This window comes from Citrobacter sp. (genome assembly GCF_050252275.1).
GTDB classification, from domain to species: Bacteria; Pseudomonadota; Gammaproteobacteria; order Enterobacterales; family Enterobacteriaceae; genus Citrobacter_A; species Citrobacter_A amalonaticus.
This window is the reverse complement of the sequence record NZ_JBFWLF010000059.1, coordinates 1-17690: the sequence shown is the minus strand read 5'-3', so window position 1 is coordinate 17690 and position 17690 is coordinate 1. Positions and strand designations below refer to the sequence as shown.

16 protein-coding genes are annotated in these 17690 nt (G+C 46.6%); 9 read left to right on the top strand and 7 right to left on the bottom strand.

From position 1 onward, the window contains the following. From AB7E14_RS07300 to AB7E14_RS07280, 5 genes are all read left to right on the top strand, one after another. Nucleotides 1–350: MmcQ/YjbR family DNA-binding protein (locus AB7E14_RS07300; RefSeq protein WP_428169435.1), on the top strand; the 350-nt coding region annotated here is incomplete at its 5' end. Between the two features lie 98 nt (nucleotides 351–448). Continuing rightward, complete coding sequence (gene nfsB, locus AB7E14_RS07295; protein WP_316961925.1) at nucleotides 449–1102, top strand: oxygen-insensitive NAD(P)H nitroreductase; 654 nt, start codon at nucleotides 449–451, stop codon at nucleotides 1100–1102. 395 nt (nucleotides 1103–1497) lie between these two features. Next, nucleotides 1498–4113 (top strand): filamentous hemagglutinin N-terminal domain-containing protein, encoded by a 2616-nt coding sequence (locus AB7E14_RS07290; RefSeq protein WP_252869605.1) that lies wholly within the window; start codon nucleotides 1498–1500, stop codon nucleotides 4111–4113. 99 nt (nucleotides 4114–4212) lie between these two features. Then, nucleotides 4213–5892 carry a ShlB/FhaC/HecB family hemolysin secretion/activation protein gene (locus tag AB7E14_RS07285; protein ID WP_316961926.1) on the top strand — a complete coding sequence of 560 codons (1680 nt, stop codon included), beginning with the start codon at nucleotides 4213–4215 and terminating at the stop codon, nucleotides 5890–5892. 241 nt (nucleotides 5893–6133) lie between these two features. Then, nucleotides 6134–7711: a PglL family O-oligosaccharyltransferase gene (locus AB7E14_RS07280; RefSeq protein ID WP_216081716.1), complete on the top strand. Its 1578-nt coding sequence runs from the start codon at nucleotides 6134–6136 to the stop codon at nucleotides 7709–7711. Between the two features lie 54 nt (nucleotides 7712–7765). Here the strand turns inward: AB7E14_RS07280 and AB7E14_RS07275 are convergent, their stop codons facing one another. The 7 genes from AB7E14_RS07275 to AB7E14_RS07245 all read right to left on the bottom strand — a co-directional run bounded on the left by AB7E14_RS07275 (nucleotide 7766) and on the right by AB7E14_RS07245 (nucleotide 14536). Continuing rightward, a complete protein-coding gene (locus AB7E14_RS07275; RefSeq protein WP_316961927.1) occupies nucleotides 7766–8806 on the bottom strand; it encodes a fimbrial protein in 1041 nt (346 codons plus the stop codon). A 70-nt stretch (nucleotides 8807–8876) separates the two neighbouring features. Continuing rightward, on the bottom strand, nucleotides 8877–9404 hold the full coding sequence (locus tag AB7E14_RS07270; protein ID WP_072200632.1) for a fimbrial protein: 528 nt from the start codon (nucleotides 9402–9404) through the stop codon (nucleotides 8877–8879). Nucleotides 9405–9415: 11 nt separating this feature from the next. Then, nucleotides 9416–9955, bottom strand: a complete 540-nt coding sequence (locus tag AB7E14_RS07265; protein WP_052729070.1) for a fimbrial protein — start codon at nucleotides 9953–9955, stop codon at nucleotides 9416–9418. A 13-nt stretch (nucleotides 9956–9968) separates the two neighbouring features. Next, nucleotides 9969–12605: a fimbrial biogenesis usher protein gene (locus tag AB7E14_RS07260; RefSeq protein WP_046401488.1), complete on the bottom strand. Its 2637-nt coding sequence runs from the start codon at nucleotides 12603–12605 to the stop codon at nucleotides 9969–9971. A 29-nt stretch (nucleotides 12606–12634) separates the two neighbouring features. Continuing rightward, the gene (locus AB7E14_RS07255) at nucleotides 12635–13318 is read right to left on the bottom strand and encodes a fimbria/pilus periplasmic chaperone (RefSeq protein WP_044328776.1); all 684 of its coding nucleotides are present in this window, start codon (nucleotides 13316–13318) and stop codon (nucleotides 12635–12637) included. A 51-nt stretch (nucleotides 13319–13369) separates the two neighbouring features. After that, nucleotides 13370–13903 carry a fimbrial protein gene (locus AB7E14_RS07250; RefSeq protein WP_072044242.1) on the bottom strand — a complete coding sequence of 178 codons (534 nt, stop codon included), beginning with the start codon at nucleotides 13901–13903 and terminating at the stop codon, nucleotides 13370–13372. Between the two features lie 75 nt (nucleotides 13904–13978). Then, a complete protein-coding gene (locus AB7E14_RS07245; RefSeq protein ID WP_044328777.1) occupies nucleotides 13979–14536 on the bottom strand; it encodes a fimbrial protein in 558 nt (185 codons plus the stop codon). A 306-nt stretch (nucleotides 14537–14842) separates the two neighbouring features. Here AB7E14_RS07245 and AB7E14_RS07240 point away from each other — a divergent pair, with 306 nt between their 5' ends. From AB7E14_RS07240 to AB7E14_RS07225, 4 genes are all read left to right on the top strand, one after another. Continuing rightward, nucleotides 14843–15517 carry a fimbrial biogenesis chaperone gene (locus AB7E14_RS07240; RefSeq protein WP_044328778.1) on the top strand — a complete coding sequence of 225 codons (675 nt, stop codon included), beginning with the start codon at nucleotides 14843–14845 and terminating at the stop codon, nucleotides 15515–15517. A 12-nt stretch (nucleotides 15518–15529) separates the two neighbouring features. After that, complete coding sequence (locus tag AB7E14_RS07235; RefSeq protein ID WP_044328779.1) at nucleotides 15530–16075, top strand: fimbrial protein; 546 nt, start codon at nucleotides 15530–15532, stop codon at nucleotides 16073–16075. Nucleotides 16076–16340: 265 nt separating this feature from the next. After that, nucleotides 16341–16949 carry a helix-turn-helix domain-containing protein gene (locus AB7E14_RS07230; RefSeq protein ID WP_080343214.1) on the top strand — a complete coding sequence of 203 codons (609 nt, stop codon included), beginning with the start codon at nucleotides 16341–16343 and terminating at the stop codon, nucleotides 16947–16949. Between the two features lie 66 nt (nucleotides 16950–17015). Continuing rightward, nucleotides 17016–17690: mechanosensitive ion channel domain-containing protein (locus AB7E14_RS07225; RefSeq protein ID WP_428169434.1), on the top strand; the 675-nt coding region annotated here is incomplete at its 3' end.

Here is a 17690-nt window from a genome sequence, read left to right as displayed (position 1 = left end):
ACGAGTGCGCGAAACGACTGGCATTAGCCTTAACCTTTACTGAGCACTGCTGGCCGTTCGGTCCGGAATACGACGTGTTTAAAGTCGAAGGAAAGATTTTTATGATCGTCACCGAGTTTAACCGCCGTGCGGTAATAAACCTGAAAGCCGACCCGGAAAAATCCCTGTTAAATCAGCAAATTTACCCCAGCATAACCCCCGGTTATCACATGAATAAAAAACACTGGATTTCCGTCGCGCCCGGTGACGATATTACCGAGTCGTTACTGGAAGAGCTGGTGAACGACTCGTGGAATTTAGTGGTCGATGGTCTGCCCAAACGCAGCCAGAAACGAATCCGCCCGGTCTGATTAGTCTCAAATAACGAAAACTGTGTTCGCCATTTCTCTCTTATCATCTTCGGGAGAACCCTGTAACCTGCGAAGATTAAAACCAACCGGGAGTCGTTATGGATATCGTTTCAGTTGCCTTAAAACGTCATTCAACCAAGGCATTCGACCCAGCTAAAAAGCTGACCGCTGAAGAAGCCGAAAAAATCAAAACACTGCTGCAGTTCAGCCCGTCCAGTACTAACTCTCAGCCGTGGCATTTTATCGTCGCCAGCACAGAGGAAGGCAAAGCGCGCGTGGCGAAATCTGCCGCCGGGAACTTTGTCTTCAACGAGCGAAAAATGCTTGATGCGTCTCACGTAGTGGTGTTCTGCGCCAAAACAGCAATGGATGATGCATGGCTGGAACGCGTGGTTGATCAGGAAGAGGCCGATGGGCGTTTTGCTTCCGTGGAGGCGAAAGCCGCTAATCACAAAGGCCGCACGTTCTTTGCCGACCTGCACCGTAAGGAGCTGAAAGACGATGCACACTGGATGGCAAAGCAGGTCTATCTGAACGTGGGTAACTTCCTGTTAGGCGTCGCCGCACTGGGTCTGGACGCGGTGCCAATCGAAGGTTTCGACGCCGCCATTCTTGATGCAGAATTTGGCCTGAAAGAAAAAGGCTTCACCAGCGTGGTGGTGGTGCCTGTCGGTCATCACAGCGTGGAAGATTTTAATGCCTCGCTGCCGAAATCTCGCCTGCCGCTGAGCACGATTATTACTGAATGCTAATGCCTTCAGGCACGTTGCTTCGCGACGTGCCTGTTCTTATTTCCTCTCCACTCGTTAAGATTTTTTCAAGTTTTCTACACATTATGTAACACCTCAGAAATATTTCGAGCAAAAATTATCCATATTATTAATCAATGTGTTTTTTCATTTGCTACACAGTCTCTTTTTCATATTACTGGATCGCCGCATAAATACATTACCATAGCCAATAATTACGATATTTTTTTGCGCAACTAGCTATAGTTCACTTTCCCTCGCCACTCATACTTCCTCTTTAAATAAAACGAATCGTTACAAGTCCTTTTCAGGATTAAAGAGATCGCATGATTTCATATCCCCCCATTTTTCACCAATGAAATGGGAACTTATGTTCAAGGAAATACAAGGATCTGTAAATGAAAAGCAAAAATATTAATATCGTGCGCAATCATCGCCAGGTTTTACACGCAAAGCTGGCTCCGACCTGCTTTGCAACGATGCTTGCGCTTGGAATGATTATGCCAGCTCACGCTGCGGTTGTAGCAGGTAATACTAACCAACCGGGTATTCATACCAACGCAAATGGCACTACCGTTGTTGATATTAATAAAGCCAGTGCGGGTGGCGTTTCACATAACGTTTATTCTGAGTTCAACGTAGACAGCAACGGCGTTATTCTGAACAACAGTAGCAGCAATTCGAATACGCAGTTAGCCGGCCAGATTGATGGCAACGCTAATATGGCGAACGGCAGCGCAAAAGTGATTCTTAACGAAGTGCGCTCCTCCGATCCGAGCCAGCTTAACGGCATGATCGAAGTCGCCGGTCAGTCTGCTCAGGTCATTATTGCTAACCCATCAGGTATTACCTGCGACGGTTGCGGTTTTATTAACACCAACCACGCTACGCTCACCACGGGTACCGCCACCTACGATAATCAGGGCAACGTAACCGGACTGGACGTCAGCAAAGGCCAGGTGTCTATTACCGGTAAAGGTATGGACACCCGCTCCACTCAGTACACCGACATTATCGCTCGCTCCGTGAAGGTCAATGCTAAGCTGCAGGCGAATGAGCTGAACATCATTACCGGTAATAACCGTATTGATAAGAATGGTCGCGTACAGAAAAAATATGACGCCAGTACCAGCCCGGATGTCGCGCTGGATGTATCTGCGCTGGGTTCCATGTATGCCAATAAAATATACATGGAAGGGACAGACAGCGGCGTCGGCGTGCGTATTGATCACGCAGACCTGACCGCGACGGATACCTTGTCTCTCAATGTTGATGGCGTGATTGAAAACAACGGCGGCCATATTAGCGGTAAAAACTCCACTGCCGTAATGGGGTCATCTGTTCTGAACCATAATGGCCAGATCACGTCTGATGGGATGGTTTCCGTTTCTGCCGACGAATTACTGGACAACAGCAATGGTCAAATCAAAGGCAATTATGTTGATTTGTCTGGTAAAAACACAGTAAACACCCATGGCAAGATTCAGGGAAACCAGCAGACCACCATCATGGCGGATTCGCTGAATAACACCCAAGGCGAAATCACCAGCGAAGGCGCCCTGAGCATCGCTCGCTCTTCTAACAGCTATAACTCCTGGGGAGCGACCGGCGTCAATAATACAAACGGTCGTATCAATGCTAAAGGCTCGTTGACCGTGAACTCAGCAAATCTGGACAATACGTCTGGCAGCCTGGCAAGCAACGGCTCGATGAGTGTTAACGTCGATACGCTGACCAACAATAATGGGGTTATTTCTGCAGGTAATGGCTGGAATATGATTAACGCCTCCATGTTGAATAATGATAACGGCGTTATTCAGACTCAGGGACGTGACAGCCAGTTGCAGGTAAGCGGCAATAACATGCTCTCTAACCATAACGGCACGATTCATAGCGACGGTTCCGTTTCTATTAATGGCGCACTGGATAACATGTCCGGCACGATTTCTGCCGGCAATGATATCTTCATGTATGGTTCGTCTTATTATTCTGATCTTGCCAGCAAGCTGGAGGCGGGTCACAACCTTGATATGACGGTGACAAATACCTTCCAGAACGCAGGGACTCTCGCTGCGGGACAGGATATGTCATTAACCATCGGTTCCAATGGTTGGGGCAGCTACGGTGGCCCAGCTCAGAACAGTGGCTCTATTACCGCCAACGGTAATTTGAATCTGCAGATGAATAGCAGCGTGTTTAATAACAGCGGTGCGATCAATGCTAATCAAATGAACCTGCAACTGTCCGATCTTGCTAACAGCGGTACGATCTCCAGTAACAATGACATCAACGTTAACGCCAACAATGTCTATAACCTGATGCATGGCAACATGAATGCTGGCCATAACATCTACATCACAACCTCTTCTCTGATGACTGACGCAGGAAGCGTTATTCAGGCAGGGGAAGATGCTAGCCTGTTTGTGATGAGCAACCTGAACAATACCGGTGATATCCGTGCCGCGCATGATATCAACCTCAATGTGATGGGAAGCTACGGTTATTCACAGAGCACCTCTTATAACAACGGTACCATTGCCGCTGGTAATCAATTGAATGCCCAGATGGATCGCGTGACGTTGATAAATAGCGGTACGCTGAGCGCGGAAAACGGCATTACGCTGACCACTAATTATCTGAACAACGGCGGCAATATCTCCAGCACCGGTGATGTTAAGCTGAATACGTCTAACGGTATGTTCAACGAAAGCACCGGTAAAATTACGGGCGATCACGTTTATACCACGGGTTACGTCACTAACATGGGCGTTATTAATGAAACGGGTTCGGCTAATCAGGATGATGGCGCAAATACCCCTGACAACAATAATACCGATAATGGTGGTTCGACCAATAACGGTGATAACACCGAGGTACAGCCTAATGGAACACCTGCAGGGAACGGTGTCTGGGAAAATGGCGTCGTTTATAAGCCAGGTGACATGTATTATGGCTACGTCGTGGTAGATATCATCTATTATCCTGGCGGTTATGTTATCTGTACTGGGATTTAATATATTTTAGTTCCAAAGCCCCATGAACTTATGGGGCTTTATTAATTTAATTTAGAAATGCTTCTGAGGTTCAGTACCTACAGGGAAGAGTTAAATATCATGATTGTTTATCGTACCAGCCTCAGTCTCATTCTTTTCTCACTGTTCGCGATACACCCTGGCATCGTGGAAGCTGAGCCCGTCTCAGGCCAAGGTGCCACCAGTCAACAACAGGATCAGGCAAGGCATAATCAGCTTGCTCCTCAAAGTAAGATCTTGCTCACGGCAGAAAATGTACAGGATAGCGATACGCTGATCCTGCCCAAAGAATCTGTCTGCTATGACATGAAACACGTAGTTATCGACAAAACGGTCGCCCTGCCCCACTGGCTAACCTTTAACGATCTTATTCGCCAGGTTGAAAAGCATTGCATCGGAATACAGGGGATCACAGCCCTGCATAAAGCCGTCCAGAATCGGTTAATCTCCCATGGATATATTACCAGCCGGGTGTTAGTTCCAGACCAAAATTTAAAAGAGGGAACATTAACCCTGCGAATTTTGCCCGGTCGTATCAGTGAATGGCTGTTACAAAATCAGGAAGGCCGCACCATTCATCGCTGGAATAATTTCCCGGAAGCTGAAGGGGACGTTCTTGATTTACGCGGTCTGGAACAGGGACTGGAAAATTTGCAGCGTATTCCCGGATCGCAGGCAAGTATTCATCTTGTTCCCGGTGAACATCCTGGCGATACTCGCGTAGAAGTCAGTCGCAGCCAGAATAAAGCATGGCGTCTGGGGACGTGGATGGATGACGCCGGAAGTAAAAAAACGGGGCGTTATGAAGGCGGTCTGGCCTTTTACCTTAATAACCCCACGACGCTGAATGACATTTTTTATGTTGCTTATGGCGGCGGTTTTAAAAATGAGTATGGACGTCGCAACGACAATACTTCCGCCTTCTACTCCGTCCCGTGGGGCTACTGGCTGCTTGAACTCTATGGCAGTAAATATCGCACGGTTCAGACAATCCATAGCGGTGATTACCACTATCAGTACAGCAGCAGTGAAAAATTACTGACTGCAGAAATCAAACGCGTTATCTACCGCAGCGCCAGCCAAAAAACAACGCTGGGTTTGAAAGGCATTAAACGTGATTCACACTATGACCTCAACGATGTTGAAGTGGAAGTACAGCGCCGGGACACCAGCAGCTGGCAACTCAACCTGGAACATTTAGCTTATCTGCCCTTTGGGCAACTTACCTCCCGACTGGGATATCAACATGCCGCGCACTGGTTTGGCGAACAAGCCGATGCCGAAGAAATGGTAGGTAGTGCCGATCCCCTGGCGCGCATTATTACCCTGAGCGTCGACGGCACATTTCCGTTTAAAGCTGGCGATCTGTCGATGAGCTATGAGCCACATTTCATGCAACAAACGTCACCGGATAAACTGACGCAGCCGGATAAATTTACCATCGGTAACCGCTGGACGGTACGTGGCTTCGACGGTGAATCCTCCATTTATGCTGATAAGGGCTGGTATCTGCGTAACGACATTAACCTGAATCTCCCCAAATGGGGAATGCAGCCCTATGTTGGCTTTGATTACGGGGAAGTCAGCGGTTCGAAAAATGATTACTGGAGCGGCACGCGCATCGCCGGTGCGGTTGCCGGTGTGCGAGGTGTTAAAGGCAACGTTGGCTATGATCTTTTCGCCGGCGTTCCGGTGATAAAACCTGATGATATGCAGACCAGTCCGTTTACACTTGGTTTTTCAGTGCAGTGGCAATATTAAATCGATGCCTGATGGATCAGTCTTAGAATGGACAGGACTTAAATAGCGCCATCTTGAGTGGGTAAATACAATATCGATTTACCCACTCAAGAATATTATGCCCGCCCGAATGCTCGCGTTTTGCAAATCTGGGGAAACCTTCACTTCCTCCCGCCTTGTGCAGCTTTTTTTATACTTCCTGCTCAGTTTTTACTGGTTAGTGCTGATTCATATTCCCTGGCCAAACAGCGGCGATTACGGCATGAATTTACCGATGAACCTGCTGTCGTGGGCTGCGATTTTGCTTCAGGCGCTGATCGTCTGGCTGTCGCTGCAAGCGGATAAAATACGTCTGACACCCACGTTTTTATGCCTGCTTCTCAGTGCGATAGCATTTACGTTACCCGTCTTCTGGTCACCTGACCAGGGACTCGCCATCGCCCTTCCTCGACTAACAGGGATCTGGGGAGGCGTGTTTACCTATCTCACCTTACTTCAGTACCCACCGCGGGAAAAAGAAATTGTTGCTCTGAGCTATATGATCGCTGCGGCAGCTTGCATTGAAACCGTTTATTCTCTGATGGGTTTCTGGTGCCCACAATGGCTTCCCTTCCCGCTTAACGCACTGGCTGAAAATTATTCCGGTGGCGCACCGGGTATTTTTCAACAGCGTAATGTCACCGCCACATTTCTGGCGACAGGTTTATCTCTTCTGCTGGTGTTGATGGCGGACAGGCAGCGAACGCTTAAATCGTTTCGCGCGGAAACTGCGCGGAGGTTCGCAATCTGTTTTGCAATTATCCTCATCTCTGCGACGCTGGTACTATGTCGTTCCCGAATTGGCTGGCTGGGCGGTCTGTGTGGAATTGCCTGCGCATCGCTTCTTTTCTGTCAACAATGTTGGCGTGACAGAACCACGGGTTGCCAACGCCTTGCGATTATTTTCTTACCGTTCATCGGTGGTCTGTTGGGTTCGGTTTTGCTCCAGGGTTCCGTATTACATTCGTTGGCTCATGAAGGGTCAAATCAGCAACGACTCCTGACGCTGGAATACACCGTGCGCCTTATCATGACGCATCCCTGGAAAGGGATTGGCTTAGGCATGTTTGAATCGGTGTATCAAAATTTTATGGCCGATCTTCCTTTCGAGAATCCTGGCCGGGAAATGATGCAGCATCCACATAATGAGACGTTATTTATTCAGGCGGAAGGCGGAATTGTCGCCCTCCTGGGCGGGTTGATTCTTTTATGGGGTTGGATTATTTTATTCCGCCGCCCAAAAAGCTTGTGGCAGTGGGTGACGCTGTTAACCACCCTACCGATTTTGTTACACACTCAGGTCGAGTTTCCTCTTTATTACTCCGTTGCGCACTTTTTTCTCATCCTGCTACTAATGGGTGCAACTGAAAGCCGTAAATCCACGTTCACCTTGCCGGTAAAATATCTGCGTCCAGCCCTGGCCGCGACCGCACTGTACGGTATTGTGCTGTCAATGCAACTCTTTCGCGCCAGTGTGACACTGGGAGAATTCGAAACGGGCCGACTTGAACCACCGGAAAGTATTCGTCAATTATCCGTGCCCTGGCTGATGCAAATACGCTGGCAGCGGGATCTCTCCCGCTTACATCTGATGCATTTTAATCAAAGCGGTAATATTAATGAGCTAGATTTATTTGCTCAGGAGAATGCCGAGTGGATCACAATGCATATGGAAGAAGATGCCTGGAGCGACCAGATTAATATTCTGATGTTTCTGCAAAAGCGGGAAGAGGCGCTGGCGCTAAGGCTGCGGGCTCATCGCTTAATGCCATGGGATGATCGCTTTAATCCGGGTGAGTAGAGCACGCTTCAAGTCAAAAGAAGCCGGCGTCGTTGTCGGCTTCGTTATTTCGCATTACTGATAAGTCAGGTTAAGAACCGCCGTGGCATTTGCGCTGCCAGCTTTCATGGAATCTCTGGTCTGATAGTAACGCGCGGTAAGCGGGAAACTTTCCTGGCCACCCGCAGAACGTTTCAGATTCAGGATTGTATCCAACTCGATTGGACTATCATTATAGAGCAATTGCACCCCTATCCCCTCAGCCGTACCACTTTTCCCCTGGTCTGAAAGCGCCAGCACACTTTTGTTGGTGGGGCAATCCGGATTCTGGGTACCCGTCAGCGTGATATTGATATTCGCATCCTGATCGCAGTCCAGCACCAGATTGACCGTACTGGTTTGCTGCGATGTCGATCCCGCACCGGTAAATTGATCGACAGGCACATCACCAACAGGAAAGAGCATTTTTGCTGCATTCAACTGGCATTTCACCACGTTAATCGGTACTGAACTGATATTGACAGGCACTTTAGAGGAAGCGAATGATGCACTCGTTCCTCCCGATCCACCTGGCTCCCCATCCCCCCCGACAATAATGGCCCCCGCTAATGAGCCAACATTACCAGTAACCAGACCGGACGACATATTTCCGATTTTATATAATTGTATATGTACGGTGGAAGCAGTTATGAGCGGTAACATCTGACCACTCGAATGTGTTGAGTTCGCGGAGACGTCATAGCTGTCCCCTATCCAGTGTAATTTATCATTCCATGCATGATTGTTAATACCTATGGCATAACCCACCCCAGGCAGGTTTGTCTCATAAATCGTCCGGCTATTAATCTTTTTTTCTTCATCGGCCTGATTGCTGATAACGGCGACCGATCCACTCGGGGCTGGATCACAGTCCGAACTGCAAACACAGTCAGACATATTTTCATCAACGGTTATTTCCGGCCCGATGGGGGTATTTATAGCATGGTCGCGCTGGACAGTAATCTGCGCAAGGTTTACTTGTAGGAGTGAATTTGAATACGTACAACTGATCGTTCCATTGGAATAGGCATAACAACCTGAAACATAAAACAAAGTGATAAAAAAGATACATTTCATCCCGGCACCCTATTTACAATAGTCTGTACGGTTTTCTGAAGAGTAATAAAAATACCTGCATGGTATTTCATTACGCATAGTTCACCACAAAGGTCACTGAAACATTTGCACTTCCTGGCGTCACATCATCAACTACAGACTGATAACTCGCTGAAAATTTAAGTTCAACGGAGTCCTCACCACCTTGTAAAGGGATGCCTTCAGAAGGTTTATCGGGGGGGAGTAAATTACCTTTACTGTCATAAATGCCTAACGCGATGCCACTCCCTGCGTCGGCTTCCGGGTCAACAGAATATAAGCCCTTCTCCTGATCGGACGGAGTACCTGTAAACGTGACAGTCGCTTCACTTGCCGCCGGGCCACAATCGACCAAATTTATTGAAAATGGCTTCGCTTGAGAACGAACCCCCTTTTCACTAAATTGCTTAACGGATAACGTTCCCATATCGACAATTTTTATGACGGAGTCACTTGCCACTTCACAGGTATTGTCTTGTATTATTCCCGATATGCTAACAGTCCCATCATGTGCATCCGCATTGATAATATAAAAAAAAGCGACCAATGACAAAATTGCTATAATTCTTTTATTTTTCATTATGTCAATACTCATTGATAGGTTAAATCGAAATACATTACAGCAGAAGCCTCACCAGAGGTGATCTGGTCTTTTGTCGACTTATATCTTAAAAAGAAAGTGAATGTATTGGAGGCACCATTTAAATCATAGCTAAACGGTTCAGTACTATTAAAGGGAAGTATGTTCTGATTACTATCCAGTAATTCAATGCCGATACCACTCGCCATTGTTTTTCCATTTCCGCTATCGGTGAGTGCCAATAACGTCGGATTATCATTATCCGTCGTCCCGGAAAACTTTACCTGTACATTTTTTAGCTTCGCATAGCACCCGGATAAAGCAATGACGAATGGTTTCGTATCAGAAGTACTGCCCGTTGAAGGAAAATTTTTGGCAGAAAATGTCCCTATATTCACGTTTTGCGTAGCCTCATCTACAATACATGTACTGGCCGCTACATTACCGGAAATCGTTAAGCTGACATCCTCTGCCATTGAACGGGGAAGGTATAAAACACTGCACGACAAAGTAATCAACAAAACAATGACTGGCTCAAATTTAACCTTCACGATCTTATCCTTATTAGCGGCAAATCACGTTAAGCTGGGTAATAGTGGCGTTCTCTGCCTTCTCAGGAACCTGATAACTCGCACGACAGGACTGGTTGTCACCTTCCCCCCACTGCACCTGCAATTCACCTTTAGGCGCCAGTCCGGATAAATAAACCTGCCCGTCATCACCGACGATGGTGCCTGCACCTTCATCATCCCGCGTCACCATCGCGCCAAACGGAACCGGCGTGTTATTGTGCAATAATGTCAGCAACGCGCGAATCCCGACATGGGCTTTAAATGAAGCGCGCACCAGCGCGCCACGAGTTGGCACTACGTCAACCACCGCATTGTCGAGATCGACCTTATCGCCCAGAGTGGTGGTATCCAGCCCGATCCGGTTTTTACGATAATTAGTGGCAAAAGGCACCACAGCATACCCACGCCAGTCGGTTTTCACCCCTGTAGCGCTTTGTACAGTGACATTATCGGCGCCAGGCGCTTCAATCAGCACATTCGTCTCGCCCAGCGGTTGGCTAAGCGTTACCCCATGACGATGGGCCACAATACCGCCAGAGACCCCATATGTGACCTGCTGAGAATTACCATTATCGTTATAGTTATACCCCACATTGGCATTCCCATAGCCTCCCTGGTAGCCAAGGCTCGCGCTACCACTGTTACCTACACCTTGATTTCCGTAGCCCTGTTGAACGCTGTAATTCAGGTTATTTCCTTCGAGCATCGTTCCGCTAATACCAGCGTTCTGCGTTACGCTTCCGTTGTTATCCTGACTCATGCTGTAATTGGCAAATGCATTACTTTGCGAGGTTGATCCGGCCGGCGACAACCATTTTCCTATGGGTATAGACAGGTTCAGCGCGACAACTTGATCCGCCTTAGGTTGGCCGGATGACTTGCTATAGTTGTAGCTAACGCCGATATTGACATCTTTCCAGTTGGTGTTGTAACCGAATTGTACCAGGGTATCTTTGTCATCGTTATGCCAATAACTCTGTCGGCTCCCACTGAGGTAAATAGAGCCATAACCGCCCAGTTGCTGAGAAATGTTAGCCTGCACCTTAGCGCGCTTGGTGTAATAGAGGTTGTAATAATTAATCCATTTCGGCACATCATTGTTCTCATCATTATCCTCATTCGCCGGATCGCTATTGTAACCATCCATATGTTTATAGGTTGTGTCCGAGAACGTGTAATAACCTGATGTCGAATAGCGGTAGCTTAATAACTGGAAGTTCGTACCCAGTTCATTCAGGGATTTGGCGTACAATAAGCGCAACGATTGCCCGCGGTGTTCACTGTCATCAATAAGGGTACTTTGGGCATGAGTAATATCCGCTGACAGCGCGCCCCAATTGCCCATATTTATCCCCGCGCCGATCGCCAACGCCTTATAATTGCTGGAAAGCTGCGTACCACCATAAACAGTAATATTGTGCGGTAATCCCCAGATCAGCGTTCCTTCAAGAAACGAAACCGGATCTTGCTGATCGCTACTGGTGCGATAATTCGCCGCCGTCAAGGAATACTTCATTCGTCCTTCGCGTTGCAGTAAAGGAACCGCAGAATAAGGAACAGTGTAAGAATTGACTGATCCATCCTTTTCTTTCACTTCTACCGTCAGGTCTCCGCTCGAAGAAGTAGGAAAAAGATCGTCTATTGCAAACGCACCTGGGGCAACGTAGGTTTGATAGACGACGTACCCGTTTTGTTTGATAGTCACTTGTGCGTTGCTTTTCGCAATACCCCGCACCGTTGGGGCGAACCCTTTCAGACTGTCTGGTAACATATTGTCATCAGAGGCAAGTTGAACACCGCGAAAACTAATACTGTCAAACACCTCACCGCCGGTATAACTATCACCAATGGTCAGCTCACTCTTAAGGGCTATGATGGTGCGTTCAAGAAAGCCGCTAATATGTTGCCACTGATTTGTCGTTTGCCCACTAGCGCTCGTGTTACGACTGTAAGTTGAAGAATCTCTGTACCGCCATGGCCCCACATTGATGCCGCCATTCAGCCCCAGGAATTGACTGCTACTGTCGCCACTGCTGTCTTTACTGGATGAACCATTCAAATTGTAACTTAGCAATAATGCGTTTATTCCCTGATCCCATTTTTCAGGAGGGATATAACCACGCGCATTATTTTTAAGTGCAATCTGCGGCACGCTCAGTTCGAGACGTTGTTTATTGAAGTCAAAACGGGCTTTTGCTCCATCTATCAACGTAGCGATATCTATACACTGCCCTTTATCAGATTTTTTATTCTCTTCTGGAATATTGAGTTCTATCCCCCAGTCGCCGAGAATTTTTGCCGATAAACATGCGGTCAGTCCAGTATCATCCCTGGAGGATGGCAGACTGGAATCTATTGCCTTCTGTGATTGAAAATCCACATCGTGACTGGCAATAAAATCATTATTGAGATAAATATCTACACGATAAACACCCGGTGCCTGGCCACTGTCAGTTTCGAAAGTCGACAGATCGGCAACCTGATTAGTTCCGTCAGATAAAAACGCTGGATTAAAGTAATTTTCCGCATGTAAAACGCCTGAAAATAAGCTCATGCCGACAAATAAAGCCAGCGGTGATAGCCGCAAATCTTTAATGCTATTCAGGCATTTTGTTTTTTTTATTTTCATGGCGTCTTAAACAACTCCGGCAACAAAAATCAAACCTTGCACGTTAACGCAGGTGTTACAGCGCCATAATCATTCATTGTTTGAAACGTAATCTGGCCCTGAGCACCGCCCTGGAGACTCACCGTCGTTTTTTCCATGGGCGGTAACATCGTATTGGGGAGTTTTTTACCTCCCACTGAAAAATTGACCAGAGAAACATAGTAAGGTGAAGGGTTGTTGATGGTAATAACCTTGCCATCATGCTGACAACTCAACATTGCCGGGGCATCAGCAGCCTTCATGCTCAAATGTGGTGGGCGAACAAACAGCTTGATAACTGATTGTGTAGCAATTTGCAACGTATTACCTTTAAGTTCGCTTTTATCGACTGAAGGAATTGCTTTATTGTTAAAATAAAAAACGCTCTCTTTATCCTCTGGCAATTTTGGCCCGATATACATTAGCCGTATCACATTCGCATTTTCCGGTTTCATAACAAAAAGTTGAGGCGTCACCGTAAAATAAGATGACTTATTCCCTTTAACATCTGTAACCCAGGATTGCACCAGAAATGATTTTTTCTTGCTTGAATTCGTGACATTTATACTGGTCTGTTTTTCACCCATTGGGTAAATGATACGAGTCGCGCCCAGGGCGACACCCTCAGCATAGGTGAAATGGCTATGACCCAAATAAATCAGTGTAAATAATAGACAAAAGAAATTCTTTTTCATATATAGATATCCAAAACAAGAAATAGACCAGACAGGTTTTCTTAAAAACGATTACTGATAAACGACAGAAAAGGTGACAGCAGCACTGGCATCGCCCGCGTTTACAGGTAATGAGACGGTGCGATATCGTGCCGAAAAGAATAATGTATTACCACCATCATGAATAGCTGTTGCCGAAAGTGGAATGGTATTTGGAACGACAAGTTTGTCATTTGTATCGAAAATACCGATTCCGACCCCTGAGGCTGAGCCGGAACCCATACCGGCATGGAAAACCTGCGGATCCTTTTGGTCAGTTAACCCCATAAAGGCGACACTTGCCGTTTGACTCACAGTGGAATCACAATTCTCGAGCTTAATCCAGAAAGCAATAGGTTCAGCCCAACTTCCTGGTGCAGAAAAAGTACTGGTAGGAACCTGACCCATAATGACACTCTGGTCAAGACTCTGTGTATCAATAGAACAGGAGCCGCTAACCACAGCACCATAAAAGTGCACATACCCATTTGGGGATAAGATTTCACTCATCGCGGACTGCGATAATGCTATTTCTATGAGAATTATCATCGTTATCAGACGAAACATAATTGCTCTCAATATAAATAAGGATAAACTGATGAATTATCTCTCCCGATGTTACGGGAGAGATAAGCACGAAAATTATGAATAGATAATCTGGAAAGTCGCTACCGCTTCAACAGAACCCGCTGTCGGTGTATCAGAAGTCGACAGATAATCTACACTCATTGGAATCGTGTTCTGACCTGTAGACAACGGTACGGTACCAGAAGCGGTACCTGAGTTAACTTCCATTTTCTGGCCATCAGGCCCGAACAGACGCAGTGCGACATTCACGGCAGCACCAGATCCTGCTGTGTTTGCCAGGTCACCCGCGCTTGCTGCATCGGTCTGCCCACTGAACGTAATAGCGGCGTTGGTATAGGTAGACACATCGCAGTTTGTCAGATATACGTAAAATTGCTTCGCCTGGCCAGAGACTTCATCTGCCTTACCAAGGCTTTTCAGTGTAACTTGCTCAATATGTACGATCTGATCTTCTGACTCTAATGCAACGGCGCAAGGCGCATCAACCACTGAGCCCATAAACTTAATATTACCGCCGTTTACTGTTAAGGTAGTACTTGCCGCCTGAACAGAGGCGCAAGTGGCGCTTGCAATAATAGACGCTGCCAATAAAGCTAACGCTTGCTTTTTCATTTACACTCCAAATATATTCGCGTGAAAGATAATTCCACTTTATCCTAAATAAAACATTGTTTTGCCTTTTCAAAAAACGCGCAGTACTGCAGCGTTCTGTTACAACGTTTTACTGCCAGATATCATTTTCCTGATGTTTCCAGTCACGTTCAATTTTAATTTTGTCCACTCCTGGGTCCCAAAACAGACAATTTTTAAAAGGACATTGTTAGCGTTGTCTGTATAAAATTTCATCATCAGCATGAATGGCTGTCCTTTTTTATTAAAGAATCACTAAGGAAGCACATATTTACCCTGGAGTTTCACGTGAAAATCTCTCCTGCTTTATTAATCTGTTGCGTTATCGCCGCTACCTGCCAACTTGCCAATGCATCAGTCAGCATCGGTGGTACACGTCTTTTATATGATGGTTCAAAGAAAGAAGCCTCTCTCAGCGTTCGTAACCCTGATAGCAACCCTTACCTGATCCAGAGTAGTCTCGACAACCTTGATGACAACGCACAAAAGCCTCCTTTTGTCATCACGCCTCCGCTGTATCGGTTAGACGGTAACAAAGAAAATATGATGCGCGTTATCCTTACGGGCAATCTCCCGCAAAATAAAGAGTCTATGTTCTGGCTTCGTGTGAAGGCTATTCCTTCTGCACCACGCGAAAAAAATACGTTACAAATCGCCGTCGCAACCAGCATCAAACTGATTTATCGTCCTGAAGCATTAAAAGGTATCAATGTCGAAAAAGAGAGCAGTAAACTCGTCTGGCATTTTTCAGGTAATCATCTGGAAATAAAAAATCCGACACCTTGTTATATTAATTTCAATGAAATAAAGGTTTCAGGTAAAAATCTAGCCAATGTTTCATATGCTTCACCCAATAGCACAACCTCATTTGTTCTGCCCTCCGGCGTCACTAACGGCAATATCCAGTACAGTGTCATCAGTGATTTCGGTGCGGTTGGCGATCTTCACAACGCCTCTCTTTAAAGGTCCATTACTATGTTTAGTATAAGTAAATTCTTCTCTACCGCTTTGCTGGCGGGGCTTATCGTTTGCGGTAGCAGCCTTAATGTTTGGGCAGCCGGTGATCCCGTCTCTATTACCATTACGGGCAACGTTGTCGCTTCACCGTGTAAAGTAAGTACCGACAGTCAGACAATGAGTATTCCGTTGAGCGCAACAGACTTACAAACGGCCGATCTCAATGCCGCCAATAGTGCTTCTGACTGGGTACCCTTTAATGTGACATTGCAGGATTGCCCACCGGGCACCTCCAGCGTCACAGCAACTTTTCACGGAACGCCTGATCCTGCAGATCCAGAAACACTGTATTTGAATATGGATGATGCAAAAAATGTCGCCGTACAACTTGAAACCCAGGCCGGTGCCGCATGTGGCAATGGCAAAACCTCGACGCTGGACATTGCGTCAGCCGTTGGCGGTAAGCCTACATGGGCGCTTCAGACTCGAGCCTTTTCAACTGAAGGTGGGGTTACACCTGGCTTGATTAAAGCAGTTGTCACGATGTCACTGGAGTACAATTGAAGCACCATTGAGCGCTAACTTTTGTGGGAGTGCTCGCGTCAGCACCGTCTACACTCTCTTTTGAAATTGGGACATGGAGGTCAGTTCTGTCCTGCCTTTTAGCCGTGTGATGAGCACAGAGAATGACAGTTTTTACAATCCTACCAAGTTAATCGTTTAACCCCCCCTCCGCCCCCGTAAGCCTTAGAGAAAAACAAGCAATTACATTTTTCTCTTATAATATAATATACTCAGCAGACAATTTATTTGGAATTGCAATGCATATATGAAGCCAGACACTCATGTCATAAATCTAGTCAATGCTATCTCTGATCCTTCCCGCATTCGTCAGGGCCGGGAGCGTCAAATCATATCTCTCGAGCATTATGCTGAATCGATGAGTTTCGTGTTGCATAAAGGCACCGTAGGAGTTTACCGTAGCCGCGACCAGCTGTTAGTTAAGCATCTTAGCGCACCTATGATTGTTGGCATGAATTCGTTAATGAATACGAATGCTGATTTTTTTTATCAGGCCAGCGGGGAAATCCAGTTTGAAATCATTGCAACATCCGAAGTACTGGAAACTATCGCACTAAAAAATCTTTGGCAGGACGCCTCATATACGTTTATGTATGCCATAAAAAAACTTCTTGAAGCGCATCGTTCCTCTGTCGGCCTGTCCACATATGAGCTGATCCGCACCAATCTTATTGCATTGATGGCAGAGAAAGAGGAACTGCGTCTTGCGGTTAACGCGAGTGATTACATTCAGGAAAAAACGCATCTTTCGCGTAGCCGGGTGATGAAAATTTTGAGCGATCTGCGACTGGGTGACCATATCGTGATGGAGCGGGGTATCCTGATCCGGATCAATCGTCTTCCCGAACAGTACTGACCAGGCTCATTTGCATAAATTCCTTACAGCAGTCATCATAGGTCACTGTTTTGTAAAGGAGAGGTTATGCAGGAATTAATTACTCAGGTCGAGGATTTAGCGGGTATTGAAATGAATCACACCACCTCGCTGGTGATGATTTTCGGTATTATTTTTCTCACAGCCATCATTGTGCATATTATTTTGCATTGGGTGGTATTGCGCACCTTTGAAAGGCGTGCCGTTGCCAGCTCCCGTCTGTGGCTACAAATTATTACGCAGAATAAGTTATTTCACCGTCTGGCATTCACCCTGCAGGGTATTATCGTCAATATTCAGTCCGCACTGTGGTTGCAAAAAGGCAGCGAAGCCGCGGAGATTCTTACTGTCTGCGCGCAGTTGTGGATCATGATATATGCCCTGCTTTCATTATTTTCGTTACTCGATGTCATATTAAACCTGGCGCAAAAGTTCCCCTCAGCCTCTCAGCTTCCTCTCAAGGGGATATTTCAGGGTATAAAACTCATTGGCGCGATTATTGTCGGTATATTAATGATATCGCTATTAATCGGCCAATCGCCCGCGATACTGATTAGCGGCCTGGGCGCGATGGCCGCCGTGCTGATGTTGGTATTTAAAGACCCGATTCTGGGGCTGGTTGCGGGCATTCAGCTTTCTGCTAACGACATGCTGAAACTGGGTGACTGGCTGGAGATGCCGAAATACGGTGCTGACGGCGCGGTGATTGATATTGGTCTGACG

Coding starts and splice junctions, on each gene's coding strand:
- AB7E14_RS07280 (WP_216081716.1), top strand. CDS start 6,134: ATGAATTTACCGATGAACCTGCTGTCGTGGGCTGCGATTTTGCTTCAG.
- nfsB (WP_316961925.1), top strand. CDS start 449: ATGGATATCGTTTCAGTTGCCTTAAAACGTCATTCAACCAAGGCATTC.
- AB7E14_RS07290 (WP_252869605.1), top strand. CDS start 1,498: ATGAAAAGCAAAAATATTAATATCGTGCGCAATCATCGCCAGGTTTTA.
- AB7E14_RS07270 (WP_072200632.1), bottom strand. CDS start 9,404: ATGAAAAATAAAAGAATTATAGCAATTTTGTCATTGGTCGCTTTTTTT.
- AB7E14_RS07250 (WP_072044242.1), bottom strand. CDS start 13,903: ATGTTTCGTCTGATAACGATGATAATTCTCATAGAAATAGCATTATCG.
- AB7E14_RS07255 (WP_044328776.1), bottom strand. CDS start 13,318: ATGAAAAAGAATTTCTTTTGTCTATTATTTACACTGATTTATTTGGGT.
- AB7E14_RS07260 (WP_046401488.1), bottom strand. CDS start 12,605: ATGAAAATAAAAAAAACAAAATGCCTGAATAGCATTAAAGATTTGCGG.
- AB7E14_RS07230 (WP_080343214.1), top strand. CDS start 16,341: ATGAAGCCAGACACTCATGTCATAAATCTAGTCAATGCTATCTCTGAT.
- AB7E14_RS07285 (WP_316961926.1), top strand. CDS start 4,213: ATGATTGTTTATCGTACCAGCCTCAGTCTCATTCTTTTCTCACTGTTC.
- AB7E14_RS07275 (WP_316961927.1), bottom strand. CDS start 8,806: ATGAAATGTATCTTTTTTATCACTTTGTTTTATGTTTCAGGTTGTTAT.
- AB7E14_RS07235 (WP_044328779.1), top strand. CDS start 15,530: ATGTTTAGTATAAGTAAATTCTTCTCTACCGCTTTGCTGGCGGGGCTT.
- AB7E14_RS07245 (WP_044328777.1), bottom strand. CDS start 14,536: ATGAAAAAGCAAGCGTTAGCTTTATTGGCAGCGTCTATTATTGCAAGC.